The 25,535-nt window shown below is 56.8% G+C and carries 26 protein-coding genes; 14 read left to right on the top strand and 12 right to left on the bottom strand.

Going from position 1 to position 25,535, the window contains the following annotated elements; genetic code table 11:
* The first annotated feature begins 15 nt into the window (after nt 1–15).
* Genes GXX82_13955 through GXX82_13930 form a run of 6 tightly spaced genes read left to right on the top strand, consistent with a single transcriptional unit; the run spans nt 16 to nt 2,992 of the window.
* A complete protein-coding gene (locus GXX82_13955; protein ID NLT24142.1) occupies nt 16–246 on the top strand; it encodes a thioredoxin family protein in 231 nt (76 codons plus the stop codon).
* Nucleotides 247–263: 17 nt separating this feature from the next.
* Nucleotides 264–683, top strand: a complete 420-nt coding sequence (locus tag GXX82_13950; protein NLT24141.1) for a zinc-binding protein — start codon at nt 264–266, stop codon at nt 681–683.
* Nucleotides 684–708: 25 nt separating this feature from the next.
* On the top strand, nt 709–846 hold the full coding sequence (locus GXX82_13945) for a hypothetical protein (GenBank protein ID NLT24140.1): 138 nt from the start codon (nt 709–711) through the stop codon (nt 844–846).
* 7 nt (nt 847–853) lie between these two features.
* Nucleotides 854–1,414, top strand: coding sequence for a hypothetical protein (locus GXX82_13940; GenBank protein ID NLT24139.1), 561 nt, complete (start codon nt 854–856; stop codon nt 1,412–1,414).
* Nucleotides 1,415–1,456: 42 nt separating this feature from the next.
* Complete coding sequence (locus tag GXX82_13935; GenBank protein NLT24138.1) at nt 1,457–2,035, top strand: thioredoxin domain-containing protein; 579 nt, start codon at nt 1,457–1,459, stop codon at nt 2,033–2,035.
* A gap of 45 nt (nt 2,036–2,080) precedes the next feature.
* The gene (locus GXX82_13930) at nt 2,081–2,992 is read left to right on the top strand and encodes a cation transporter (protein ID NLT24137.1); all 912 of its coding nucleotides are present in this window, start codon (nt 2,081–2,083) and stop codon (nt 2,990–2,992) included.
* Between the two features lie 27 nt (nt 2,993–3,019).
* On the opposite strand, the gene GXX82_13925 is transcribed toward GXX82_13930, so the two are convergent.
* On the bottom strand, nt 3,020–3,322 hold the full coding sequence (locus GXX82_13925) for a hypothetical protein (GenBank protein NLT24136.1): 303 nt from the start codon (nt 3,320–3,322) through the stop codon (nt 3,020–3,022).
* Nucleotides 3,323–3,624: 302 nt separating this feature from the next.
* On the opposite strand from GXX82_13925, the gene GXX82_13920 reads away from it, so the two are divergent.
* Complete coding sequence (locus GXX82_13920; GenBank protein ID NLT24135.1) at nt 3,625–4,083, top strand: DNA-binding protein; 459 nt, start codon at nt 3,625–3,627, stop codon at nt 4,081–4,083.
* Nucleotides 4,084–4,580: 497 nt separating this feature from the next.
* Nucleotides 4,581–4,760, top strand: a complete 180-nt coding sequence (locus GXX82_13915) for a hypothetical protein (GenBank protein ID NLT24134.1) — start codon at nt 4,581–4,583, stop codon at nt 4,758–4,760.
* A gap of 214 nt (nt 4,761–4,974) precedes the next feature.
* On the opposite strand, the gene GXX82_13910 is transcribed toward GXX82_13915, so the two are convergent.
* Complete coding sequence (locus GXX82_13910; GenBank protein ID NLT24133.1) at nt 4,975–5,430, bottom strand: hypothetical protein; 456 nt, start codon at nt 5,428–5,430, stop codon at nt 4,975–4,977.
* 116 nt (nt 5,431–5,546) lie between these two features.
* Between GXX82_13910 and GXX82_13905 the strand changes: the two genes are divergently transcribed.
* The 6 genes from GXX82_13905 to GXX82_13880 all read left to right on the top strand — a co-directional run bounded on the left by GXX82_13905 (nt 5,547) and on the right by GXX82_13880 (nt 11,730).
* Nucleotides 5,547–6,761: an STAS domain-containing protein gene (locus GXX82_13905; protein NLT24132.1), complete on the top strand. Its 1,215-nt coding sequence runs from the start codon at nt 5,547–5,549 to the stop codon at nt 6,759–6,761.
* 3 nt (nt 6,762–6,764) lie between these two features.
* Entirely contained in the window at nt 6,765–9,587 is a 2,823-nt protein-coding gene (locus tag GXX82_13900) for a hypothetical protein (GenBank protein ID NLT24131.1), read from the top strand.
* Nucleotides 9,588–9,590: 3 nt separating this feature from the next.
* Nucleotides 9,591–10,403: an ATP-binding cassette domain-containing protein gene (locus GXX82_13895; GenBank protein NLT24130.1), complete on the top strand. Its 813-nt coding sequence runs from the start codon at nt 9,591–9,593 to the stop codon at nt 10,401–10,403.
* 119 nt (nt 10,404–10,522) lie between these two features.
* Entirely contained in the window at nt 10,523–10,789 is a 267-nt protein-coding gene (locus GXX82_13890; protein ID NLT24129.1) for a hypothetical protein, read from the top strand.
* Between the two features lie 36 nt (nt 10,790–10,825).
* Nucleotides 10,826–11,287 carry an FprA family A-type flavoprotein gene (locus GXX82_13885; protein ID NLT24128.1) on the top strand — a complete coding sequence of 154 codons (462 nt, stop codon included), beginning with the start codon at nt 10,826–10,828 and terminating at the stop codon, nt 11,285–11,287.
* A 242-nt stretch (nt 11,288–11,529) separates the two neighbouring features.
* A complete protein-coding gene (locus GXX82_13880) occupies nt 11,530–11,730 on the top strand; it encodes a hypothetical protein (protein ID NLT24127.1) in 201 nt (66 codons plus the stop codon).
* A 194-nt stretch (nt 11,731–11,924) separates the two neighbouring features.
* Here GXX82_13880 and GXX82_13875 read toward each other — a convergent pair whose 3' ends face one another.
* From GXX82_13875 to GXX82_13830, 10 genes are all read right to left on the bottom strand, one after another.
* Nucleotides 11,925–14,393 (bottom strand): DUF3536 domain-containing protein, encoded by a 2,469-nt coding sequence (locus GXX82_13875; GenBank protein NLT24126.1) that lies wholly within the window; start codon nt 14,391–14,393, stop codon nt 11,925–11,927.
* The gene (locus GXX82_13870) at nt 14,393–15,640 is read right to left on the bottom strand and encodes a M23 family metallopeptidase (protein NLT24125.1); all 1,248 of its coding nucleotides are present in this window, start codon (nt 15,638–15,640) and stop codon (nt 14,393–14,395) included. The genes GXX82_13875 and GXX82_13870 overlap by 1 nt, the downstream gene beginning before the upstream one ends.
* Nucleotides 15,641–16,006: 366 nt before the next feature.
* Nucleotides 16,007–17,659 (bottom strand): long-chain fatty acid--CoA ligase, encoded by a 1,653-nt coding sequence (locus GXX82_13865; protein ID NLT24124.1) that lies wholly within the window; start codon nt 17,657–17,659, stop codon nt 16,007–16,009.
* Between the two features lie 11 nt (nt 17,660–17,670).
* Nucleotides 17,671–18,417, bottom strand: coding sequence for an ATP-binding cassette domain-containing protein (locus GXX82_13860; GenBank protein NLT24123.1), 747 nt, complete (start codon nt 18,415–18,417; stop codon nt 17,671–17,673).
* A gap of 3 nt (nt 18,418–18,420) precedes the next feature.
* Nucleotides 18,421–19,188 (bottom strand): ABC transporter ATP-binding protein, encoded by a 768-nt coding sequence (locus tag GXX82_13855; protein ID NLT24122.1) that lies wholly within the window; start codon nt 19,186–19,188, stop codon nt 18,421–18,423.
* The gene (locus tag GXX82_13850) at nt 19,185–20,198 is read right to left on the bottom strand and encodes a branched-chain amino acid ABC transporter permease (GenBank protein ID NLT24121.1); all 1,014 of its coding nucleotides are present in this window, start codon (nt 20,196–20,198) and stop codon (nt 19,185–19,187) included. The genes GXX82_13855 and GXX82_13850 overlap by 4 nt, the downstream gene beginning before the upstream one ends.
* A 2-nt stretch (nt 20,199–20,200) precedes the next feature.
* The gene (locus GXX82_13845) at nt 20,201–21,070 is read right to left on the bottom strand and encodes a branched-chain amino acid ABC transporter permease (protein ID NLT24120.1); all 870 of its coding nucleotides are present in this window, start codon (nt 21,068–21,070) and stop codon (nt 20,201–20,203) included.
* A gap of 19 nt (nt 21,071–21,089) precedes the next feature.
* Nucleotides 21,090–22,346, bottom strand: coding sequence for an ABC transporter substrate-binding protein (locus tag GXX82_13840; GenBank protein ID NLT24119.1), 1,257 nt, complete (start codon nt 22,344–22,346; stop codon nt 21,090–21,092).
* Between the two features lie 455 nt (nt 22,347–22,801).
* The gene (locus GXX82_13835) at nt 22,802–24,166 is read right to left on the bottom strand and encodes a sigma-54-dependent Fis family transcriptional regulator (GenBank protein ID NLT24118.1); all 1,365 of its coding nucleotides are present in this window, start codon (nt 24,164–24,166) and stop codon (nt 22,802–22,804) included.
* On the bottom strand, nt 24,141–25,535 hold a 1,395-nt coding region (locus GXX82_13830; GenBank protein ID NLT24117.1), incomplete at its 5' end, for a PAS domain S-box protein. The genes GXX82_13835 and GXX82_13830, both read right to left, overlap by 26 nt.

Here is a 25,535-nt window from a genome sequence, read left to right as displayed (position 1 = left end):
AAGGAGGTGAAGGAAATGAAGAAAATTCAGATTCTCGGCACAGGCTGTGCCAAGTGTATGAAACTCACGGAGAACGCTGAGAAAGCGGCCAGGGATGCCGGTGTGGAGTTCGAGATCGAAAAGGTTCAGAATATCAACGATATCATGAACTACGGCGTTATGATGACGCCGGCTCTGGCTGTCGATGGCGTGGTGAAGAGCGTCGGAAAGGTCCTTTCCGTGGAAGAGATCAAGAAATTCTTGTAGAAAGAGAAGATAACGGTATGTCGAAAGAGAAGGACGGATGTTGCACCACAGATCCCGGTGCCGGAGACGCCTGCTGCGGGTCGCAAACTCCCACCCTTGTCGTCGCCTGCTCGGGTGCATCGAACGCGGGCCAGGTGTGGAACAGTATGATGATAGAGCTTGGCAGGAAGGGACTCGGCAATGCCCACTACCTTGCCGGCATCGGAGCCTCCCTTTCGGGTTTCACCGAAAGCGCCAAGGCGGCCCGAACGGTCGTCATCGACAGGTGCCCAACCGGATGCCCGAAAAAGGCCTTGGAGAAGTATGCCATCGAGCCGTCACTGTATTTTGTCGTCACCGACCTCGGCATAGCGAAGGTCCACAGCTTCGATAGACTGCCCGACGAAACAGGCATTGTTTTGAAAGCTGTTCTGGAAAAAATGTCTTCTTCGAGGTAAGCTATCCCAACTGTTGAGAGGTAATATGAAACGATCGATCCTTTTTGCCATCGCCCTGCTGACCGTACTGGCTCTGTGTGCGTGCACCACGTGTCCCGTGCCTCCTTCGGCGCCGAGGACGTACTTGCTGAAGACTCCGCAGGGCGAGGGGACACAGAGGTAAGGCCGGCATGGGAAATACTGCCGAGCTACATGATTCCCGGGAGGCCCGGCTGTCAATCGCCGGCAGGATACTGTATCGGCGTTATCTCATCAGCATCCTTCTCGCGTGTCTGGCCATCGGCCTCGAGATCTACTACAGCATCTGCGCGGGTTCGTGCTCCTACCTCAAGGGCACACTTCTGGGGATCGATCTTCAATACATCGGCATGGCTTTCATGGCCTGTGTCATCCTCCTCAGTCTTCTCAGGAAAGACATGCTTCTTATCGTCCTGATATCTGCCGGCGTGGGGATTGAGTTCTATCTCATCGGCTTCCAGGTATGGTATGGTACCTATTGCCCGTACTGCCTGGCCTTCGCGGCGATCGTCTTCATACTCTTCATCCTGAACTTTCGGCGCAACCAAAAGACCCTCTGCGCGATATCCATGGCAGCGGCCCTCATCATTTTTTCTCTGTTCTTCAAGGGCTCTCTCGCGCCATCCTACTCGTACACAATGCAGGAATTCTTCATGGAGACCTTCGGAACCACGTGGCCAGCCATGGTCGCCCAGCAACATGCGGGGAGATGATAGATGAAAGCTGATCGCTGTTTGAAGTCACCCGGACAACCGATGCGGACGGTGCTGATGTTTCTTGCCCTCATCTTCATGGCCATCATTCTTCCGCCCACGGCCGGTGCGACTGATCCGCCCATTCCATCCTTCGGGGAGGGCAAGGTGAAGGTCAGGCTGTACTCCGACTATTTCTGTCCCCCCTGCAGGGACATGGAACCGGGCATCGAACCTGTCATAACGGACCTCGTGAGAAGCAACGCCATAACTCTGATCTTCGTGGACACACCGTTCTACAGGTATTCTTCGCTCTATGCCCGCTGTTTCCTTTACGCCATCAACGCGAAGAAGGACCTCGAACACGCGCTGCGCGTGAGACGCGCCCTGATAGAGGCGGCGAAGAACGGCCTCGACAGCGCGGACAAACTGGAAACCTTCCTCAAGAAGGATGGGATAGCACTGAAACCTTTCGATCCCGGTCACACCTTCAAGGTGTTCTCGCGTCATCTGAAGGAAGATGCCATCGATGCCACCCCGTCATGCGTGATCGAGACGAACGGGGAAACGAAGAAGCACGGTGGGCCCGGCAATATAATCGACGCCCTGAAAAGGTTGAAGAGGAAACAGCCGGAAACATAGGGGAAGGGACCTCCCGGAATTCCCTAAGATGTCCTATACTATGTCATGGGCAGCCTGACGGGCGAAAAGCGGCTTGCGATAACCCTCCTTGTAACCCTTCTCATAATGTCCGGCGAGATGGTCGGCGGGTTCCTGAGCAACAGTCTTGCACTCCTCAGCGATGCCGGCCACATGGTCACTGACGCCCTCGCGATAGCCCTTGGGCTCGTGGCTGTCCGCATAAGCAGGAAGCCTGCCGACAGAAAGGCGACGTTCGGTTATCAGCGCGTGGGTCTTGTCGCCGCGCTGATAAACGGCCTGAGTCTGCTCGTTATAGCCGTCCTCATCTTCCACGAATCCTACCGGCGCTTTCTCGCGCCTCCCGCCGTGGATATCCCCGTAATGCTGTCCATCGCGGCCCTGGGTCTCGCCGGAAACCTCGCCATGGCATTCATACTGGGACATCGGCACAAGGATATCACTCTCAGAAGCGTGTGGCTCCACGTTCTCGGTGACACCCTTTCTTCCGCGGGCGTCATCGTCTCCGGCATAGCGATCCATTTCACCGGATGGACCTACGCGGACCCCGTCGCCAGCACCCTCATCGGCTGCGTCATCATCTGGGGCGGCGTGAGACTGGTGCGGGACACGATGGCGATCTTCCTCAATCTCACGCCAAGGGGGTTCGATGTGGAGTCACTGGTCGCCAGGATAGCCGGGATGACTGACGTGATAGATATCCACGATGTTCACCTCTGGCCCGTCGCCCACAACAACGTCGCCTTTTCGGCCCACATCCTTGTAGACGACAGGACCCTGGGGGAGGTCGAAACAACGAGAAAGAACATAGAGAACATCCTGCGGGAAGCCGGGGTACACCACAGCACCCTGCAGATGGAATGTAGCTCGGTGGAATGCGGAGGCAGCCTCTATTGCCGGTCAGAACCCTGCGGCCACGAAGATACGCACGACCACTGACAGGGCTCCCTCACCGAGAGACGTCCTTCACCGTTCAGGCCCCCCCGAAGAAGGAGCGGCGTCGTTCTTTGCCTTGTCGTGTGTCTCGACAAATTCTCTGTATTCCTCGAGGAGGACGTTCCTGTATTCCCTTCGGGTGGCCTCGGAGGGAGAAATGTAATTGCCCATGGCCTCCAGTCCGGCAATGATCTCATCCACGGTCTCCCTGTTCGGCTCTTTGCCGACAGAGTGCAGCTCCGACATTATCTCGTGGAGATTATTGACCGCGACCTGTGTACCGTCAAAGAACCTGAGTGTGCGCCGGCTAACTGTCGGCGCGTTTGGATCCACTCAGGTAACTCACCCTATCACTTGAAAAATGGACATCCGATATCCTCCTCAGGCCTTTTCTCCCCGCACCGGAACAACCATTCGATCGGCACCCTGTTCCGCTTATAGCATACCAGTCTATCAGCAAGACATCCAGCCACAATACCCGAGCCCGAAACCCTCACTGCCGGCGCCTGATACCACAAGGGGACCCGGGGGGAAATGGGAAAAAATGTGTGCCGTGACGGTGCATAAACAATAGAATATTGTATAATGGAATGATCAAGGGTCAACGACCTGCCAGACAAAAGGAGGAACCAACCATGAAGAGGATCATTGTCGTTCTTATCGTGCTTTCGATCACTGCTCTCGGTGTTACGGCCGAGTCATTTGCCCAGAGGGGTGCGATGAAGTGGAAGGGAAGCGGCGGCTGGGGTCAGGGCACCCCGTACAACAGGATGTACGACCCGGCAAAGGTGGAGACGGTCTCGGGCACTGTCGAAAGCGTCGGAACGGCGGTCCCCATGAAAGGCATGTACGCGGCCGCGACCCTAACCTTGAAGACCGAAAAGGAGACCATTACGGTCCATCTCGGCCCCGAATGGTATATCGGACGCCTCGACACGAAGATCGCAAAAGGTGACGCTGTGGAGGTTAAAGGATCCCGGGTGACCTTCGACGGCAAACCGGTCATCATCGCCGCGGAGCTGAAGAAGGACGACAACGTCCTCACGTTGCGGGACAGCTCGGGGATTCCCGCCTGGTCGGGGTGGAGAAGATAGGGGATCGCTGCGGCCTGTGTACGGGATCAGTGCCGCTCCCGGCGGTTCTTTCCGGCAAAAGGGCAATTGCAGGTCCTGTTCCGGCAACCATCGATGCCGCGGTCCTTCATCATGTCGCGAAAAAGGCACCCGGCCACCGGAGTCTGCGCCCCCGACAGGAGGGGGCGCCGCGGTGGGGGTCCGGCTCCCTCTGCTCCGTGGTCTCTGGCACTCTTAAGATTCATTGTCCGCTCCCTGCTTCATACCTGCGGCCCTCTTCGTTCGCTGTCCGTGCCGCGGGTCCGTACCTTCCGTGCAGTCCGTAACGGGCGTTTCCGGCCGGTACTCAAGACAGACCCTTCCTTCGTACCGATACACATGGTATTATCGGAGCGGGCGATGACTTCTTAATACCTTTTTTGCCGAAAAGGTCGGAATAGCCCGAAATAATGCAGTATTTTTTTTGATAAAAATGGAATGTATGCTATAGTAGAATATCTCAAGCGACGGGGGTTGGCATGGGCGACAAGAATTGTTTGATACTCTACATCATTGCCTTTGCGGTCATGGTCGGTGGTTTCGTCATGATATTCATGACACGGAGCACGACGGTGCTCGCCGCCGGTGCCGTGCTCATCTTCATCGGGCTTTTTGTCTTCCTCTTTGGAAGGGAAAAGGCCAAAAAGGCCAAAGCCTGACGGTTCCGTGTAAGACCCTGTCGAACCTTATACTCGCAAAACCCCGGTTCCCAACCTCATCATCACCGATCGTTATTGACCTTAGTGCGTTCGTTACGTCACCGGCAACCCGAATTCCTTTTGTTACAGATGGCCGTGGCCCCAAACCCGTTAGACCAGTCAGGCTTCACGGGCGGAAACGCCATTTCCGGGTAAGCGCGGCTCCGTGGCGCCCCTACCTTTGACACTTCAACTTGCCATTATCGTTCCAGATCGTGTTAGACCTGCACGACGTGTAACCGGAAAGGGTCGTGGGTACCGACTTTCCCTTTTTGTTCTTGCAGAAACAACCCAGGGTTGAACCCTGAATGTAGCAGCACCAGCAGGACTGGTTATAGCTTCCCGCCGGGCAGTCGCTGCCGCAAAGACAACGCAGCGTACCGTCACAGTTGGATATTTCCTGCCTGCAGGGCAGGTTGAGACTTGATTGTCTCCAGTCACCATTCATCTTCTTGCACGACGCGGTGATGCTGCTGGGGGTACATGTGGCCGAACTCATGTTGCACGACCTCTGGTAACTTCCCGAAGGACAGGGATCGGCCAACCCCTCGTTTGTCAACACGAACAACCCCGCCGACACCAGGAACATAAGGACGAGGCTCACCGCACACAACCTTGTCGCTGAACGCATGATCTTCCTCCTTTGACTGTGTTTAATCCATGCTACCTCCCCTGATCAGTCCTGTCAAACACAAAAGGTTTGCAAAGTGGGATTTCCAATGATAGCTTACTGGTGAGACCCTCCGGATGAACGATCCTTTGTCCCCAGAACAGACCGTCGACAAGCTTCTGCTCGCAGGCAGGATCGACAGCATAACCTGCCGGGAGATCGAGGCCCTCTTCAGGAACGCCATCATGGCCGGTAAGAGGCTCATTGTCGCCGACATGACGGCGGTCAGCTATGTGAGCAGTGCTGGCCTGCGTGTTTTCCTGTCCGTTCAGAAGGAACTGAAAAAGGCGGGGGGAGAGGTCTGCTTCCTGGCATGTCCGTCCGCCGTTCATTCGGTATTTGAGATAAGCGGATTCACGAAGATCTTTCGTTTCCTTTCCTCCGAAAACGAGATAACACGACTCCTCACGTCTTCTGCAGGGGAGGTCGAGATCAAGGAGGTCCCGTACGACCACGCGGCGCTGCGTGTCCTCACCCGGGATGTCCCCACCGGGTCGCTCACCCTCATGGGCAGCGAAGAAAAGCTTCCGTCGGCCTCCTACGGTGAAGGGGATGTTGTGTCCGTCAGGGCGGCAGACATGCGGTTTGCGGCCGGATTCGCGGCTCTGGGCCACAGTTTCGAGGACTATAAGGGCTATTTCGGGGAAACCATCGTCCTCGACGGCAATATCTTTGTATACCCCGCCCTGAGAAGGTCCGCCGTTGATTTCATCGTGCACACCGAGGGAGAGATGGACACGGTCTATCACTTTCTCCACGGCTTCTCCTTCACGGGAGACTTCGCCCACATCGTCTCCTTCGAGCCCGGAAATAACCTCTTCACGCTTGACACTCTTCTCGAAAGCGCCCACACCGTATCGTCCTCACCCGTGATAGGCATTGCGGCCATCTTCGAGAGCAAGGGCCTCTTCGGCATGCGCCTCAAGAAGATCCCCCTCGAGGAGAACCGCGGCCCCGGCGAAGAGGATATCTTCTCGGGAAAGAGCTTCTCCGAATGGGTCGACTACTCCATCGAGCCCGAGGACATCTACAACCTCGTCGTCATCGCTGGCATCTCCGCCCGTCAGAGAGACCGCGTGACCGGAGATGCCGACAGGGCCATCCCGCGGGAGGGCCGCGCCCACGTGCACGCCGTCGTTTTCGACAAGAAACCCTTCAACAGGATGCCGGACAACTTTCCCAACGAACTCAGGAGGATCGTCACCGGCATGGAACCGCAGAGGGTCGTCCACCTTATGGGCAGGTCGAACGTCGGTCCCGGCCTCATGGGTATCGTGGAGATCGGCGGTTAGTCGATGGAGCTCTGGGTAGGCGCCCTCAACCTCGGCTTTCTCTACGCCTTCGTGGCCATCGGCATTTACATTACCTTCCGCATTCATGACTTTCCCGACATCACCGTTGACGGGACGTTCACGACGGGCGCCGCCATCAGCTCCGTCCTGGTCGTCTCCGGCGTCCATCCTCTCCTGGCCGTACTGGCCTCTTTTCTCGCCTGCAGCGCCGCGGGAAGCATCACGGCGCTCATCAACACCCGCCTCAATGTCAACAGTCTCCTGGCAGGCATTCTGGTCATGACCGGCCTCTATTCCGTCAACCTCCACATCATGGGCCGCTCCAACATACCATTGCTTGACACACCCGAGTTCTTTACGCTCCTCAACAAGGCAAACCCCGGGTTGCCCCGCGAACCGTGGACGGCGTTGTGCCTCACTCTTATCATGGCCGCATCCTGGTTCGCCGTCTCCTTTTTCTTCAAGACCGATTTCGGCCTTTCCATGCGGGCAACCGGCAACAACCCCACCATGGCGCGCGCGGCCGGCATCAACGTGGACCATGTCAAGATCTTCGGCGTCGCCATCGCCAACGGTCTTGTGGGCATCTCCGGCAGCCTCGTGGCACAGTACCAGGGTTTTGCCGACATCGGCATGGGTATCGGGACCGTGGTCACCGGCCTCGCCTCGGTCATCATCGGGGAGTCGATCCTCAAGAAGCATTCCGTCTACACCTGGATCGCAAGTGCGATAATCGGTTCGGTGATCTTCCGGTTCATGATCGCCACCGCCCTTTATGCCGGGATGGACCCCATCGATCTCAAGCTTATGACGGCGATCTTCGTCCTCATCACCCTCGTTGTCACCGCAAAGATCGGCAAGGGGAAAGCAAAGATGAAGAAGAAGCACCTTGTGACGGCAGCAGTGGCCGCGGCCGTTATCCTGGGAGTCTTCGCCTCCGTGAAATACGGGGATCTGGTCGCCGTCATGCCACAAAAAAAGGTCAGGATCGGTGTCTTCCAGGTCAGCAACAACCCCATCCTCGATATCACCCGTGACAGCTTTCTCGGAGAGATGAAGCGCCTTGGCTACGTGGAAGGAAAGAACGCGACCTTTATCGTCGAAAACGCCAGCGGGGAACTTGCCACCCTGAACGCCATAGCCGACAAGTTCCTCCGGGAAAAGGTGGATATCGTCGTTCCCATCTCCACGGCCTGCACGCAGGTGGCAGCCAACAAGATAAAGGACCGCCCCGTGGTCTTCGCAACCGTCGCAAACCCGTTCCTCATCGGGGCAGGCAAGTCGGACACGGACCACCTCCCGAACATGACGGGGGTCTACGGCGCAGTGCCCATGGACAGGACGATGGATATCGTCACCAGGATCCTTCCTGGAAAGATCAAGATCGGGGTTATCTGGGACCCCTCTCAGGCAAATTCCGAGTACAACGTCAACAACCTGAAAAAGGCCGTGCAGAATCATCCCAATGTCACCTTCGTCGGCGGCAACATCGCCAACTCCTCGGAGGTATACCAGGTTGCCGCGTCGCTGGTCCAAAAGGGAATAGACGCCTTCGTCCTCTCCACGGATAATACCGTCTATACCGCCTTCGATTCCGTCGTCAAGGCGGCGCGAGGCAGAAAGGTGCCCATTATCTTCAACGACGTCGACCATCCCGAAGGCGGCGCCCTGGTGGTCTTCGGATACGCCTACGAATCCAGCGGCAGGCAGGCCGCAAACCTGGTGGACCGTATCATTAAAGGAGAAAAGCCCGCCTCGATCCCCTTTGAGCGATACAAGGAAACGGTGCTGGGTATCAATCTCAAGGTCGCAAGGGAACTGGGGATTACGATACCCCGGGAGCTCATCGATGCGGCCACGGTGATCGTCGATGAGGGAGGCAACACACAGAAGCGGGGCGGTGACCCTTCTTCCCGGGGAATATCCGGGCAAGGTAAGCGGCTCGCCCTTTTCCAGTTCACCGACAACGTCATCCTCGACACCTGTGCCAAGGGCGTTATCGACGGGTTGAAGAAGAGCGGCGTCCTCGAGAGAGAAAAAATATCCGTCGACCACAAGATGGCCAACGGGGATTTTCCCACCGCCCAGTCCATTGCCCAGGAGATGGTGAGCAAGAAGTATGATTATATCGTCACCGTATCGACGATATCACTCCAGGTGACAGTGAACCACAACAAGGAGATTCCCCACATTTTCGCGGCGGTCACCGACCCGATAAAGGCCGGGGCGGCAAAAAGCTTCACTGATCACCCCCCAAACCTTACGGGAATCGCCACCCCGCAACCCGTCGAAGCGACGGTCAAACTCATGCGCAGGGTCTTCCCGAAGGCGAAGGTTATCGGGATGATCTGGAACCCCGCCGAGGCGAACTCTGAGATATGTACCCTCCTGACGCGGGAGGCAGCAAAAAAATATGGCTTTAAGGTTGTCGAGGTCCAGATCACCGGCACCCAGGAGATCGACCAGGCGCTCCGCTCGATCCTCGCGAGCGAACCGGACATCTTCTTCACCTCGGGAGACACGACCGTTTCCGCGGTCATCCCCTCTGTTGCCCAGAAGCTCCGGCAGAAAAAGATCCCTTACGTGACGAACACGCCGGCGGACATCGATTCCGGGGTCTTCATGTGCCTCGGAGCGGATTACTACGACGTGGGGCTCAAGGCCGCCGAGCTCACCGTCAGGGTCATCGGGGGAGAGAAACCCGCCGCCATACCCATCGTCTCCTACGTGCCGGAACAGCTCACACTCAGCCTCTCCCTGGCAAAGGAATACGGCATAAGCATTCCCGACGACCTCGTCAAAAAAGCCGTGCGGGCGGTGAAATAACCCATGATAAAGATCGTCGATTATCACAAGACCTTCAATGCCGGCACCTTGAACGAGGTTTACGCACTCCGGGGCGTCGATCTCCATGTCGAAGAGGGAGAGTTCCTGACCATCATCGGAACGAACGGCTCCGGGAAGTCCACCCTTCTCAATGCCATCGCAGGTACCTTCCTCCCCGACCGCGGCACGATCACCATAGGCGGTGAGGATATGGCGAAGAAACAGGATTTTCATCGCGCCCGCTTCATCTCCCGCGTCTTTCAGAACCCCTTCATGGGAACGGCCCCGGACATGACCATAGCGGAGAACATCCACCTCGCGTTCATGAGGGGCAAGCCCCGCTACCCCGTCCCCGGCCTCACCCGCGAGCGTCTGGCCGTCTACGGGGAGGAAGTGCGGATGCTGGAAATGCAGCTGGAAAACAGGCTCGACAACACCATCGGCACCCTTTCCGGCGGCCAGAGGCAGGCCCTCACTCTCCTCATGGCCGTGATGAACGAGCCCAGGGTCCTGCTCCTCGACGAACACACGGCGGCCCTCGACCCGAAGTCCGCCGCCCAGGTGGTGGCCCTCACGGAACGGTTCATCGCCCGCTACCACCTTACGACCATCATGATCACCCACAGCATGCAGCAGGCCCTCGCGCTGGGCTCGCGGACCATCCTCATGCACAAGGGTCAGGTCATTGAGGAGATCTCGGGAAAGGACAAGCAATACCTCACCACCACCGACCTCCTCGACCGCTTCGCGGACCTGAGAAAACAGGAGAAGCTCACTGCCGACATGATAGAGGAGATGAGGAGGGAATATCTCTGAAAACCGTTGGAACCGTTAGAGCCGTTGGAACTGTTGGAATGGTTTTTGTGCTTTACTCTTTGCCCTGCGCAAATTAGGATAATAGCAATCGTGATAAGGTCGTGCTGAGGAGGTAAGGTATGTGTTGTCGGGTTGTTGTTCTTGTCGTGATCGCGATGGCCCTTTTGTTCTCGATGACAGAGGGTGTCTCGTTTGCCCAGTCAAAGGTGCCCTGCACCGATGCGGTGTGCGGCCCGGGTTACAAGGCGTACCTGCAGCCGAACGGGTCGTGCATGTGCATTGCCGCTGATTGCGAGAGCATCGAGGGTTGCCCGAAGCCTCCCAGGATCCCCGAGGATTGCGCCAGCATCGAAGGCTGCAACCCGCCTGAGACGATCAAGCCCTAGAGGGCGGCAGGGGAATTTGTCCCGGAAGGTTCCGAAATGGCCCATATACTTGTCGCATTTCACTCACAAACAGGCAACACGGAAAAGATGGCCCGGGCGGTGGCCGCCGGGATAACACAGGCCAAGAACGCACGGGCAAAGATGAAAAAAGCCCTTGAAACCACCGCCGGCGATATCCGGGATTGCGACGCCGTCGTCTTTTGCTCCCCCGAGTATTTCGGCTACATGTCGGGCGCGATGAAAGACCTTTTCGACAGGACATACGAAGAACTGAAAGACGACCCGCGGACCCGAAAAAAACCTTACTCCATTGTCATCAGCGCGGGCAATGACGGCAGCGGAGCCGTCAGACACATAGAACGCATCTGCAAGGGCTATAATTTTAAAAAGGTGCAAAATCCCATAATATGCAAGGGTCCCGTCACGCCCGACATGCTCGCCCTGTGCAGAGAACTCGGCGAAACCATCGCCGAGGGTGTGAATGCGGGAATATTCTGAGGACAATCCCATTATGAGTCCCTCTGGTATCATTCAGGCTGCAACCCCGCCGGAGACGCAGATCTCCGTCATCCCCCATGACCCATTACCCATAACCTGTAACCGGTTCTCTTGACAAACCCTTCAAATCACGTCATAATCCATATCTGCATCTTACCATGACCCATTTCTCCCCGGGCAGGTCACCGGAGATATCGCATGGAAGCACCGGGAGAAACACCGGGAAGAAGAAAGGAGCCTGAATGGCGAAACGCAACCCAAACAGTTTTTTGAAAAGGCAGAAGGAGATCAAGCGTCAGCAGAAAGCCCAGGAAAAAATGATGAGAAGACAGGGTCACAAGAAACAGGAACCCGAAGAAGAGATCAACGAAGAGACAACTGCTGCCGAAGCGGAAACCACCGGGGAAGAAACATCAGCCGGGGAAGAGGAAGAGACGGCCTGAGGCCGCAGATCCACGTTGCAAAGGTATCAGGAACAGGGGTGGGTTTCACATTCACGCCCCGCGCGAAAAGCGATCAGCTAACGCACCAACAAAAACGAGAGAGCTTTCAGGGCAAACACACCGTCCTCTCACCATGGGCAGGCCGGACGGGCGGCCCCGACGATGGACGGATGTGGCCTTTTCCGAAATTCTCTCTAGCGACCCGGGATCGACCCGATGTCGAAACCAAGTTTCTCCCCGAGATCAACGAAGGCCTTTACCCATTGAACCGCTTCCGGTCTGTTCCCGGACGCCTCTTTCACCATATTCTTATAGACAGATCTCGCCATGGAGTAGTAGATGTTCTGGACCTCCCAGAGGTTCACCTCGATGGGTAACAACCGGGAGAGTTCCGCGCTCATCTTCACGGCCTCGATGAGCGCGATATCCGATGGGTCCGCCTGCAGGAGGGACATCTGACCTTCCAGTCTCTTCCTGATGATCGTCTCCATCTGAACCGTATCATAGCCAAGACCCCACTTCTCGACCTCGTTCACAAGTCCGCGGATACGGTTCGCGTCAAGAGTGTCCTGGGAAAAGGCCTTTCTGAGATCAAGACTGAGAATGAACTCGGCGGCGGCCCTGAAGACATTGGGAACCGTCATGCCGGCCTCGCGGAAGAAGTTCATGAGGATCCGTTCGCCCTCAAAGAGCTCCCTGCAGGCTACCTCGTACTTGTCGTACGTATCCCTCAAAAGAAGGTTCATGACCGCGTGCTGCCGGTCCCTGAAAAGGCTGGTGAAGGAATAGTTGTGCATTCCGAAATGATGGTCCATCAGGCGGAATACGTCTGCGAAGTCGGCCCTTTCGAAGGCGGCGGTCATCTCGGTCCTCATCGACTGAAAACCCTCTTTCCCGAGGTACTCCCGCACCCCTCCGTTGAAAGCATGCCCTCCCAGGTGGAGAAGCGCGAAGCTGATCCGCTCGGAATCGCCTGTGATGCGGGACGCGATGAGGACCCTGCCGATGGCAAGCGTCGTCCTGCCCGCCGCTATCCTGAAATACTCCTCCTTGTCCACGGTGTAACTGTATATCTCCGTGCGATCGCCGAAGTCTTCCATCACCGAGGAAACGGCGTAATGCACCGCGACCTTCTTGAGATCTATCACCACGGGCGTGACAAACCTGTCGAATATCCTGGCGCCATCCCCCTGTTCCGGGATGTTGCTCTTCGCCTTCTCGAGAAGAGACCGGAAGACCCTCTCCCTGTCATCGCCGCTCACCTCCGCGATCAGCTGAATGGCTCTTCCCGCGTACTGAATGATCTGGACCGTCTCTATCCCCGATATCTCATCGAAGAACCATCCGCAGCTCGTGTACATGAGCAGCGCGTGGCGCTGCGATTCGAGAAGCTTCAGCGCCTCGGTCCTTTCATCGCCGGCCAGCACCCTTCGGCCGTGCTTCGTGAAGAACTCGTCAACGGTTTCCCTGTCGCGATCGAGGATCACATCGATGTAATCGTTCCGGGCCGCCCAGGGGTCGTGGAGATACTGACTGGCCTTTTCCTCATATGCCCGGGCCAGTTCATCACGCAGCCAGTCCAACGCGTCGCGCAGGGGACGCCTCCATGCCTGGTTCCAGCCCCCGTGTCCACCCGAGTTGCACCCGCAGTCGCTGCGCCAGCGCTCAATGCCATGGGCGCAGCTCCAGGAGGTATTCTCCTCGATCTTCACCTCGTGCGTCGGCGGGAATCTCTCGAGGAATTCGCCATAGTTGGTCAGTTGCGCGAGCCCCTCCTTTTCGACGTGATGCAGCGCGAAGGCGAGGGCCATGTCCCCGAACCGGTGGTGGTGGCCGTAGGTCTCGCCATCGGTAGCGATATGCATGAGCTGGGTCCAGCTCCTGTCTGCCCGGAAACCCGAGGCGAGCCTCATCGCCAGATCCTCTCCTCTTTTGAGGAGGCCTTCGAAGGCAACAGCCCTCGATATGGGGCCATCGTAGAAGAAGACGGTTATCCTGTGGCCGGAAGGAAGCCGCACGACATAGGGACGGGTAGGATCAATGCGCCCCCCCGTTACGTCCTTCCATTTGCCGGAACCGATCTTCCTGACCCTTTTTGCCTGGTGAGGAGCAAGAATGGTGAAAAGGATACCGCAAACCGCCAGGTGCTCGAGAGTCTCCACGTCCACAGCCGTTTCGGCGAGCCACATCCCTTCCGGTTCGCGTCCGAATCTCTTCCGGAAGTCCCTGATCCCCCAGATCACCTGCGTTCTCCTGTCGCGGGAATTGGCGAGCGGCATGATGATATGGTTATATACCTGGGCCAGGGCGTTCCCGTGGCCCGACCGATGGGAGACGCTCAGCCTGTCCGCCTCGAGGATACCTTCGTACACGGCAGGAGCGAAGGTCTTCATCCATGCCAGCAGGGTCGGGCCGAAGTTGAAGCTTATCCTGGAATAGTTGCTGACGATGTCGGTGATACGGCCGTAGCCGTTCACCATTCGGGAGGCCAGGTTCGGCGCGTAGCATTCGGAGGTGATGCGCTCGTTCCAATCATGGAAGGGGTAAGCCGAGTCCTGTATCTCGACGGACTCGAGCCAGGGATTCTCCCGCGGCGGCTGGTAAAAATGACAATGGACGCAAATGTATCGTTCCGCTTTGGGTGGGAGTTTGTCTTCTTCCATCATTCCTTCTCCATTGCCGCCAGCATCGACGGTATCGACATGTCGTCCACGGCGACCGCCTCTGTGAGGCGACGGTTCATAGAAGCGACGTATTCCCTGAACCGAGGCCTGTGCCCCGCGCCAAGGGGTTCCGCGCGAACGCAGCGGACCCTAAGGGGGTTCACTGCCCTTCCTGCCACTCTCATCTCAAAGTGGAGATGGGGGCCCGTGGCGAGGCCGGTGGAGCCGACGCGGCCTATGATATCACCCTGCTCCACCCTCGATCCGTTCCTGATGCCCTTCGCGACGCTCGACAGGTGACCGTACCAGGTGCTATAGCCGTTCCGGTGCCGTATGATAACGAGTTTCCCGTAGCCTCCGCGGCGGCCGGAAAAACTGACAACACCATCACCCAGGGCGGAAACGGGGGTTCCCGTGGCGGCGACATAGTCAATGCCCCTGTGCGGCCTGTGAACCTTGAGTATGGGATGGAAGCGTCTGCCGGTATAATGGGAGCTGATCCTCCGGAAATTGAGCGGCGCCTTGAGAAACGCCCGTCTCAAAGGCCTCCCATCGGCGTCATAGTAGCCCGCGTTTCCCTTTACCTCGTACCGGTAGGCCAGGTATCTCTGCCCGTTGTTGATGAACTCGGCCGACAGGATACTGCCGAACCTTCTGAAGGTATTCCCCGTGAAGAGACCTTCAACCACTATCCTGAACGTGTCCCCTTCCCGCAGGTCCGTGTTGAAATCCATGTCCCAGGCAAAGATATCCGACAGGTCGAGGGCAAGGAGCAAGGCGTTCCTGCCGGGGCCCAGGGAGGCCACCAGGTTGTCTCTGATGACACCACCGAAGGAAAGCTGCCGATTCTCATACTCCACCTTCTCGATCGTCGCGGTCAACGAGTCCCCGTCGCGCGAAAGATTCAGATAGGTGTCATCGTCTATCCAGTACGTGAGCGAGTGCAGCCTGTCGTCGGTGTCGATCGTCATGCTGTAGGGACGGCCCGAGCAGAGCCTGCCAAGATCATAGACACCGTCCGCAGCCTCTTTCGCGTGCCTGAGATCGGCAGACTGAAGATTGTTGCGCTTGAAAAGCCGCGAAAGGACGTCTCCCTTTCGAACCGTGCCCGACACCTTTCTGAACTTCACCCGCGAGTCATCCCTGAAGACGGGCTTGCGCGTATCGCTGCCCGATGAAGCAAGGAACACGAAGCAGACAACGACCGTCAGCACCACTATTCCATACGCCGCGTGGCTTCTATTCATGACCCGCTCCACACGGGATCGGCGTCCTTGTCGTATTGGTCCAGAATACCGGCCTCCTTACGTTTTTGCATTAGACTCTATTCAAAATACATCTGTAATTCTGTAAACCATTTTACACCTTCGTGTTATCCCAAACAAAGGATTAAACCAAGCACGATGAAATTACAGGGAAAGAATCCTGGGAAAGAGGAAGGGACGATCCGGCTTGCCCCCCTCTTGCCATCGAGGAGGGGGGGTAGGTCCTCCTTGCATGGCAAAGCAAGATGAATCGTCCCTTTCTTGAATCGTTGCAGCCTTGAAGCCACTTCTGTCCTGAAACCTGAAACTGTGAAACTAAGGGTTTTGTTTGAAACGGTTCTCTTTCCTTTACCTTCTCTTCTCCTTTTCGAGCTTGCGTTTCTCTTCGTCCCGTATCTCGCGCCTGAGAAGTTTGCCAACCTTCGACTTCGGCAGCATGTCACGGAACTCTATGTAGCCTGGGACCTTGTAGGGGGCCAGCCGGTCCCTGCACCACTTGAGAAGCTCGGTGCTTCCGATCCCTTTCGCGTCCTCCTTCAAAACGACGATCGCCTTGATCCTTTCCCCGACCTTGGGGTCGGGCACGCCGATGACGCAGGCGCCGATGACCGTCGGATGGTCCTGCAGGGCGGCCTCCACCTCGGACGCTGAGACTCGGTACGCCTTGTACTTGATGATGTCGGCGGTCCTCTCGACGAACTCCAGCTCTCCCCTCTCGTTCATCTTGACGTAATCGCCCATGCGGTAATAGATGTCCCCGTTCAGTCTTACGTAGGAATACTCCGTCTCCTCCGGTTTATTGAGATACTCCTTCAGCGTGTATGGAGAGGTCACAAGCAGCTCTCCCAGCTCGCCGGGCGGCAGCTTCTCCAGGGTCTCCCTGTCGACGACGATCGATTTCCTCGTCTTCAAAGGAGTCCCGATCACGGTGGGCGACGGCTCCTGGCTGAGCAGGCTGTAGGTCACGTGGCCTATCTCCGTGGAACCGTAGACCTGGTAAAGCGGTACGGAGTATTTCTCCTGCCAGGTCTTGAAGACCTCAACGGGAAGAACATCACCGCCGCAGTAGCAGTACCTCAACGAGCTCAGGTCGTACTGGTCGACTCGATCGCTCTCGAGGATCATCCTGTAGAGCGCCGGGACGCCCAGCATCCACTTGATCCTGTACCTCTCTATCGCGGAGAGCGTGGGGTCCACCTCCGGTATGGGCATGAGCACCACCGTGTTGGCATAGTTGAAACCGAAGGCTATGGAAAAACCCTTCGCCATGATGTGGAAGAGAGGGTTGATCATGAGGACGGTATCGTTCCCGGGATTGACATAGTCCTTGATCACGTCCTCCATGATGTCGTTTATGTAGGTAACCTCTCCGACGTGGTTGCCAGGGACGCCCTTCGGAAAACCTGTGGTGCCACCGGTATACATGATGTAGGAGAGGTCCGTCTTCGGGTCGATCGTGATGTCCGGCGGTATGTTCGGGGACCGGTATGTCACATCCTTGAAAAAGTGTATCCTGTCTCCCTTTTCCACCTTGCCCGTGGGGATCTTGTCGAAGAGATGGCCAACCACCCGTTTGAAGGGCGAGATGAAATCAACGAGGTTCGTGACAATGACCCTTTTCAGGTTCGTTCTCTCCATGACCTCCTTCACGTAGACAAAGTTCGTGTCCAGGCAGATCACCGTTTCTATGCCGGCGTCGTTGATCATGTATTCGATCTCGAAGGCCGTGTAGATGGGTGACACGGGAACGGTCACGGCACCGATCCTGTTTATGGCGAAATTCGCGATGATCCACTGTGGACAGTTCGATATGTAGAGCATCACCCTGTCCTGCTGTTTCACCCCCATGTCGGAGAGGCCCCGGGCGAACTTGTGCACGAGGGTCTCCAGTCGTCCATACGTGAAGGTTTCGCCAAGATAGACGAGGGCGATCTTGGAGGAGTGCTCCTTGCACACCTCCTCAAAACGTGTGAATGTATATTGGTTTTCTAAGGATGCCATTGCCTCACCCCTTACACTCCGAAATATGCCGATTTCACATCGGGATTATCCATCAGTTCTTCTCTTGTCCCCATCAGCACACTGGAGCCGTTCTCAAGTATATATCCGTAATCGATAATGGGCATGACGGGCCGAGCATATTGTTCCGTGATGATGATCGAGATACCTTTCGAATCGCGGATGGCCTTGGTTCCGTTGACGACGATCTCCTGATACGCCGGGCTCAGACCCAGGAGAGGTTCGTCGAGCAGGAGCATCTTCGGCGACGCCATGAGCGCCCTGCCGATGGCGAGCATCTGCTGCTCGCCGCCGCTTAAGAACCCCCCCTGTCTCTTCAAATGGTCCTTGAGCCGAGGAAAGAGATTGAGGACATATTCCAGGTTCTCTTTGGTCTCACGGCTGCCCACCAGATAGGAACCGATCTTCAGATTCTCCAGCGTCGAGCTCTCGGGAAATATCCTTCTTCGTTCCGGACACAGGACAATGCCTGCCTTCGCCCGGTTGTGGGGGCTCACCGCCGATATGTCCTTCCCGTTGAAGAACACACGCCCGAATACGGATATCCGTTCACCGCCACGCATCAACTCTTTCTTCTTGATATCCAGGATGATCCCGGAGATGGCGTGCATGAAGGTACTCTTCCCCGCGCTGTTGGAACCGAATATCCCGATGATCTTGCCCTCGCTGCAGGTCATGCTCACGTTGTTGAGAGCGATCATATTCTCAAAAAACACCATCAATTCAAAGGCTTCGAACATGGGCTACACTCCTTCGCTTCCGAGGTATGCCTCTCGTACTCTTTTGTCCTCGATGACATCGAGCGCTTCACCTTCTGTTATTTTCTCTCCGAAATTGAGGGCCATGACCCTTGTCGCCACCTTGAAAAGCTCGCGCAGGCGATGTTCCACCATGATGAGCGTTATTCCCTCCATCTTCATCTTCTCGATGAGCGGTACCATGCCTGCTATCTCACTCATGCTCAATCCGGAAAAGACCTCGTCACAGAATATGATCTCCGGGCGCAGCGCCATGCACCTCGCCAGTTCGAGCCGTTTCTGATACCCCGTGGGCAGGGTTGATGCAAGCTTGTAAGGCACCCGGGAATCGCGCTCGAACCCGATCTCCTCGAGGATGTCGACGGCGACCGTGTCCCTGTCGCCGTGCTTTCCGCCCCCGCGCCACCCGCCGGTCTTACGTGCCCTTGGCGACCACAGCGGTATTATCAGGTTCTTGTACGCCGGCAGGGAATGATAGGGCCGCATTATCTGGAAGGTCCTGGCGATCCCTATGTCCGCTATCTTGTGAGGCTGCCAGCCCGTGATGTCCTTGCCTTTGAACATCACCTTGCCCGCCTCTGTCCTGATGAAACCGGTGATGCAGTTTATCAGCGTCGTTTTTCCTGACCCGTTCGGTCCGATTATGCCGAAGACATCCCCTTCGTAGATATCGAAGCTCACATCCATGAGCGCCTTCAGACCGCCGAAGGATTTCGTGATTCCATGCACGGATAGTACCGGCTGCGCGCTCATACTTTCACCCACCTTTCAAACTGGTGATACTTTCTCTGAAGGTAGATCATGATACCCTCGCTCTTGAACACGATAAAACCCGTCAGGATGACGCAGTAGATGACGATCCTGAAGGTCCCGAAGGCCCTGAGGACCTCCGAGAGGGGAACAAGGATGAAGGCGCCGATCAAGGCACCCACCAGGGTCCCGCCTCCTCCAATGACAACCGCGGCAATGGGAATGATCGAAAAGTCGAGGGCGAAGAGCGAGATACCCGCCCACATGTACAGATGGGCAATGTAAGCACCCGCGAGGCACCCGAGCAGGGACGCGATAAAAACCCCGATGATCCTCATGCGGGTGACGCTTATGCCCGATGCCCTCACCGACTGGTCGTTGTCCTTCACGCCTCTCAGGACAAGACCGACGTCCTCGTTCACGAATCTCCGCATGGCGAAGAGAAAGACAAGGGCCAGGATGATGATCACATAGTTCTCAACGTAGGCGTTGGGAAAGGGAGCGACCCCGGTCATGCCGTTCGTGCCGCCGAGTATGTTCAGGGCCTCTATGATCCTCGTGAACAGCAGGGGATACATGAGGGTGACGATCGCGAAATAGACACCCCTCAGCGGAAGGCATGGCAAAAGCACAACGGTGCAGAACACCGCCCCGACGACGGTCGCCAGCGGCATCGATAGCCATATGGGCAACCCCGCTTCCACGTTGAAGATAGCCGCGAAATATCCTCCGACCCCGGTGAAGAACGCGCCTCCAAGACACACAAGGCCGACATAGTTCGCCAGGAAGTCGAAGGATAACGCGAGGAGCGCGTACGCGCACATGATGTTGATGACCTTTTTCCAGTATGGAGCAAGCTCGAATACAAACGGAAGGGCCAGAAGCCCCACGATGAGCAGTATCCTCGGTCCCATCAGATAGAGGATCTCCCGCGCGGAGGTTATCGCGTAGATGCCCTCCGTCCTCACCTTGAGCCCCCGGTCGATCCTCTCTTTTCGCATCATCGTATCCATGGCTACACCCGCTCTTCCAGTTCTTTCTGTTTACCGAATATCCCCGAAGGCTTGACGAGAAGTGTGATAATGATGGCGAGAAGGGCAACGACCATCTGGTAATGGGCGGAGATGAAGAACTCCGTCATGATCTGGGCGAAGCCGATAATGAAAGAGGCGACGATCACTCCTCCCCAGCTCCCCAATCCCCCGATGACACAGACAGCGACGGCGAAGACAAGAACGTTGTATCCTCCTTCCACGACTATGTTCCCCAGGGGCAGAAGGAGCACCGCGGCAAGCCCCGCCAGCGCCGATCCTATGGCGAGGGAGAGAACGGCGGTCATATCGGAATTGATCCCGAGCATCATGGCCGCCCGTTCATCCTGGGCTATGCCGCGAAAGGCAAGGCCGACCTTCGTCAGGCGCGTGAAGAGGTAGAGAATGATAAAGGTCAGTATGCCCGCCCCGACGATGATGAGACGCTGGTAGTCCACGCTCACGCCCAGTATGCTGACGGAGCCGGAAAAGAAGGCGGGCAGAACGAATGTCCCGCCTCTCAAACCTCCCCACCTTAAACCCTCCAGGATAGCAAGGCCGATCGCGTACGTCGCTATTATCTCCGATATCTCCATGCCCCTGATGCGCACGAGTATGAACTGGTAGATGGCCGCCCCCACAAGGCTCGTGATGATCACTCCCAACAGGATCGCCAGAAAATAGGGGAATCCCAGAAACTGGTTGAGAAAGAGCCACGTCAGGTATCCCGAGGCAACATACAGGGCCCCGTGAGCGAAGTTCGGGACCCTGCTTATGCTGTACACAAGGGTAAAGCCAAGGGATACCAGGGAGAGGGTGATGCTGTTGATGATCCCGTATACGAGAAGCTCCATATGTCCCCTCTTTCTTGGTTTACTTCATCCAGGGCGGAAGAACGACCTTCGCATCTGCCACCTTGGGAGGGAATATCTGCACCCTCTTGCCCTTCTGCCACTGGATGATGCCCGTCACAGCGCCTTCCTTCGGGTCGAGGGAAGGGATTATCTGGTGCGTCTTCTTGTCGAACCTCATTCTCCCGTAGACACCCATGATGTCCCCGTTCTCGAGGGCGGTGATCACCTTCTCCGAGTCCGTGCTCCCCGCTTTCTCGATGGCGTCCTTCAACTGGTAGACAGCCATGTAGCTCGACGATGTGCCGTAACCCTCGGGCTCAAGCCCCCATTTTTTCTTGTAGGCATCGACGAACTTCATCGTCCAGGGAGTGATCTTCGCGGGCGCGTTGCCGCCGTTGACGAGGTTCACTATGAGGTATTCCCCTTTTCCTCCCGAGGCCTTCATGAATCCAGGCTGCTCGGCCGCGTTCACAAACCCGATGGGGATGCATTTGAGCTTCATGTCCGCCCACTGCTTCAGAAGGATGGTGCTCTCAGGCATGTCCATCCACAGGAAAAGGATCTGGGCACCGTTCTTGCCGGCATCCGCGAGCCCGACGGAATAGTCCGTGGTCCCGGTGGGATAGATCTTCGGCGCCATGACGGTCCAGCCCTTGCCTTTCAGGGCCTTTTCCATGGCCTCCCCACCCGCGCGGGCATGCGCCACATCCTGGACCATGATGGCTGCGGTCTTGAACCCGTAGCTTTTCCTCATGTCTTCAAGGAGGGTGAGGAACTCCGGCATCATAACGCCGACATGGCTCGAGTTCCTGAAACAGTATTTGTATTTGGCATAATTATCTGCGACCTTCTTGTGGTACGCGGGAGTGAGGACCCCGGTAGTGAGGATGCTCACCTTCTTATACTTGCTCAGGATGTCCATGGCGGCAAGGGCCGCTTCCGAGCGCACCGGTCCGCCGACGATAAAATCCGCCTTCTTCTCGAGTATGAGCTTTTCCAGCCCCAGGAGCGCCTCGCTGACCGGCACGCCGGGCTCGAGGTCTCTGGTGTCGATGACCTCCACCTTGAACGGTCTCTTTGTGTTGCCCACCTTTACTCCGCCCGCGGCATTGATCTCATCCGCCGCAAGCTTGATGCCCCTCTCCGCGTCCCATCCATACAGGAATGCGGTCGCTAGCGGCGCCCCGATCACGATGGGATCCGCGGCACCCGCTGGGCCGGGCAGAAAAAACCCCATCGCAAATAAAGCGATGATGATGCACATCAGCTTTCTCATGCTAACCTCCCCCTTTGGATATATTTGATACCCTTTTTGCCCTTTCCCACGGAATGAGCAATATTTATGCCATGTCTGCCGGTACCCGCTCCCCCTCGCCGGTTGAGAGTAACGTTTGCGGCGGGTTGCACGTCAATCGCTTCAAAGGGTGTAGAACAATCCCCGGGGATGGATGTGACGTCAGATTGCAGAAAATTTTCAATTCTCCTCTGACGGGAATTGAAAGGAACTTTTACTTTTGATGGAAAATTTTCGCTCTTGTGATTCCCGCGCTGTTGATCTCTTTTAGAAGAACATCCTCTGAAATTTCGAGGATGGTACTGGCCTCTTTCAAATCCCAATGTGTCTTTTCGAGCACTTTGCAGATGTGCTCTTTTCGGATTTCCTGCAGCGTCTTCATTGAAGGGGTCACGGACATGCTAACTGCAATTAGGATGCCAGCAACGGGGTGGAGATCAGGAGGGCAAGGCGATATCGTACTCCTTCAGCTTCTGCCGGAGGGTGGGCCGCGATATGCCGAGGATGCCGCAGGTCTTGCCGAAATGCCATCCCGTGTGCTGGAGGACCTTGAGAATGTGGACCTTCTCGACATCCTGCAGGGTCGTCATGGCGCCCGTCGCCTCCCTCGCCTCCTCTTCGTCGGCGTCGGCCTTTTCGAGAAGCGTCACGATGAACTCGTCGAGGATGACCTCGCCGGGGGTGGAGATCACGCCCCTCGTCAAAACGTTCTCCAGCTCACGGACGTTGCCTGGCCAGTGATAGGCGAGCAGTCTCTCCATGGCCCTTTCCTCGACCCTCTTGATGCTGTGGTGCAGGTCGGCATTGATCTTCTTGAGCAGGTACTGGATGAGCAGAGGTATGTCGGAACTCCGGTCCCGAAGCGGAGGCACCCTGATCATGGCGACGCTCAGCCTGTAAAAAAGATCCTCCCTGAAATGGCCCTCACGGACCATCTGCCAGAGGTCCCTGTTCGTCGCGGCTATGACCCGCGCGTTGGACTTCAGGCTCCTTTCACCTCCGACGTGCTCGAACTCTTTCTCCTGCAGGAAGCGCAGCAGCTTCGCCTGCATTTCAAAGGGTATCTCGCTCACCTCGTCGAGGAAGATCGTGCCATCGCCGGCGAGTTCAAATTTTCCTTTCTTCGTAGCGATGGCACCCGTGAAGGAACCCTTCTCATGCCCGAAAAGCTCACTTTCGAGAAGGGTCCCCACGATGGAGGAGCAGTTGATCCCGATGAACGGGGCGTCCTTCCCCGGACTGTGATAGTGGATGGCCCTGGCTATCATCTCTTTGCCCGTTCCCGTTTCCCCCTCTATGAGGACCGTTACCTTGTTCTCCGACAGTATCCCGATCGCCTTGAATATCTCCTTCATCTCCCGGCTCTTACCGATGATCTTCCCTTTTTCGTATATGAGGGAGGGATCGAGTGATATGGCGTTCGTGGCCGGCCCCGGCGCCCCGGCCCGCGCCGCCCGCTCGACGGCGCTTTCCAGTTCCTCGATATCGATCGGTTTCGGGATGTACTCGCAGGCGCCGAACTTCATCGCCTTGATCGTTGTGTCCATGTCATGGAAGGCCGTTATTATGATGACGTTGCTCTTTTTCGTGGTCTCCCTGAATTCTTTCAACACCTCGAGGCCATCCTTGTCGGGAAGACGGATATCGAGGACGATCACGTCAGGTTTGAAGGAGTTGTTCTTTTCGATGGCCTCGGCGGCGGTCATGGCGCATGCCACGTCGTAGCCCTTCTCGCTCAGGAACATCTCAAGGGATTCCAGAAGCGACTTCTCATCGTCAACGATGAGTATCCTTTTTTTCATTATTGCGCCTCCTGACGGGTACCGTCATGGAGAGGTGAACGCCCCCCGTTCGTTTCGTGGTAATACCCACCGTCCCCCCGTGTGCCTCAATGACCTTCTTCACATTCCACAGCCCCAGTCCGGTACCCTTCTTCTTGTTGCTGAAGAAAGGATCGAAAACGTAAGGAAGGTCTCCGTCCGCTATGCCCGGTCCGTTGTCATCGACGTCTATGCTGACGAACCTGCCGTTCCCGGCGGCATACTTCGTCCTTATACCGATCTTTCCCCCTTCGGGAAGCACGTCGATGGAGTTTTGCAGGACGTTGATGATGGCCTGCTCGATCTTGTCGCGGTCTATGGATATCCTCGGGATTTCCCTCGAGAACGACTTGCGCACCTCGATGCCCTTTTCCTGGAACCTCACCGTCATCATCTCAAGGCAGGAGAGGATGATGGACCTGATCGACGCGGGCTTGAGGTCCAGTCTGAGAGGTTTGGCAAAATCCAACATCTCTGTGAGGATCCTCTCGAGGCGGGATATCTCCTCCGTCATGATCTCCATCCGCCGCTTGTCGTTCCCCTTGAACTCGATCTTCTTGAGGAGTATCTGGATGTTCATCTTGACGGAAGACAGGGGGTTGCGGATCTCGTGGGCGAGAGAAGTGGTAAGCTGCCCGATGTGGGCGAGGCTCTCCGACTCGCGGACCTTTCTCTCCATCTCGACCCGTTCCGTTATGTCCCTGCATATGCCGACGGCGGCCTTCTGCCCCCGGTAGATAATGAGCTTCACCTTGTTCTCCGTGGGAAGGGCGCGTCCGTCCCGAGTGCGGCGGAAATACATATAGAGGTCCTGTGCAGCCCCCCTTTCCACCCGGGTCTCATAGAGTTTCCTCACCTCGCCGCGGGACTCGGGGGCTATGAACTCAAGGTACGGCCTGCCGACAACCTCTGCCACCGTGTAGTCGTGGAGATCGCAGAAGGCCTTGTTGGCAAAGACGATGATCCCGTTCTGGTTGACGAAGTACCCGTCGTTAATGTCCTCGACGAGCACCCGGTACTGCGCCTCCGACTCGGCAAGTTCGCTCGTCCTCTCCTCGACCTGTTTCTTCAGGTCCCGCGCGTGGTCCCTGATCTGCTTTTCGTGGAGTTGCTGGAAATAGTCGCTGAACCTCGTGATCGTGTAGTAGAGACACTCGTTGACGCGCTCCAGGGCATTCTGCAGCTCACGCCCTTTCAGCTTGCTGGTGAGGACAGGGGTCACGAGCTTCCTGAACATCTCGTACGCGCCCTGGACCTCGGACAGGGTGAACCCGCCGAGAAGCCTCAATCTCGTGATCCACCGGATATGACAATCGATCATCCGGTAGTCGTGGTCGACGAGCACCGCGTA

The sequence above is a fragment of the Syntrophorhabdus sp. genome, from assembly GCA_012719415.1.
Lineage (GTDB): Bacteria > Desulfobacterota > Syntrophorhabdia > Syntrophorhabdales > Syntrophorhabdaceae > Delta-02.
This window is presented reverse-complemented; position numbering and strand designations above follow the sequence as displayed.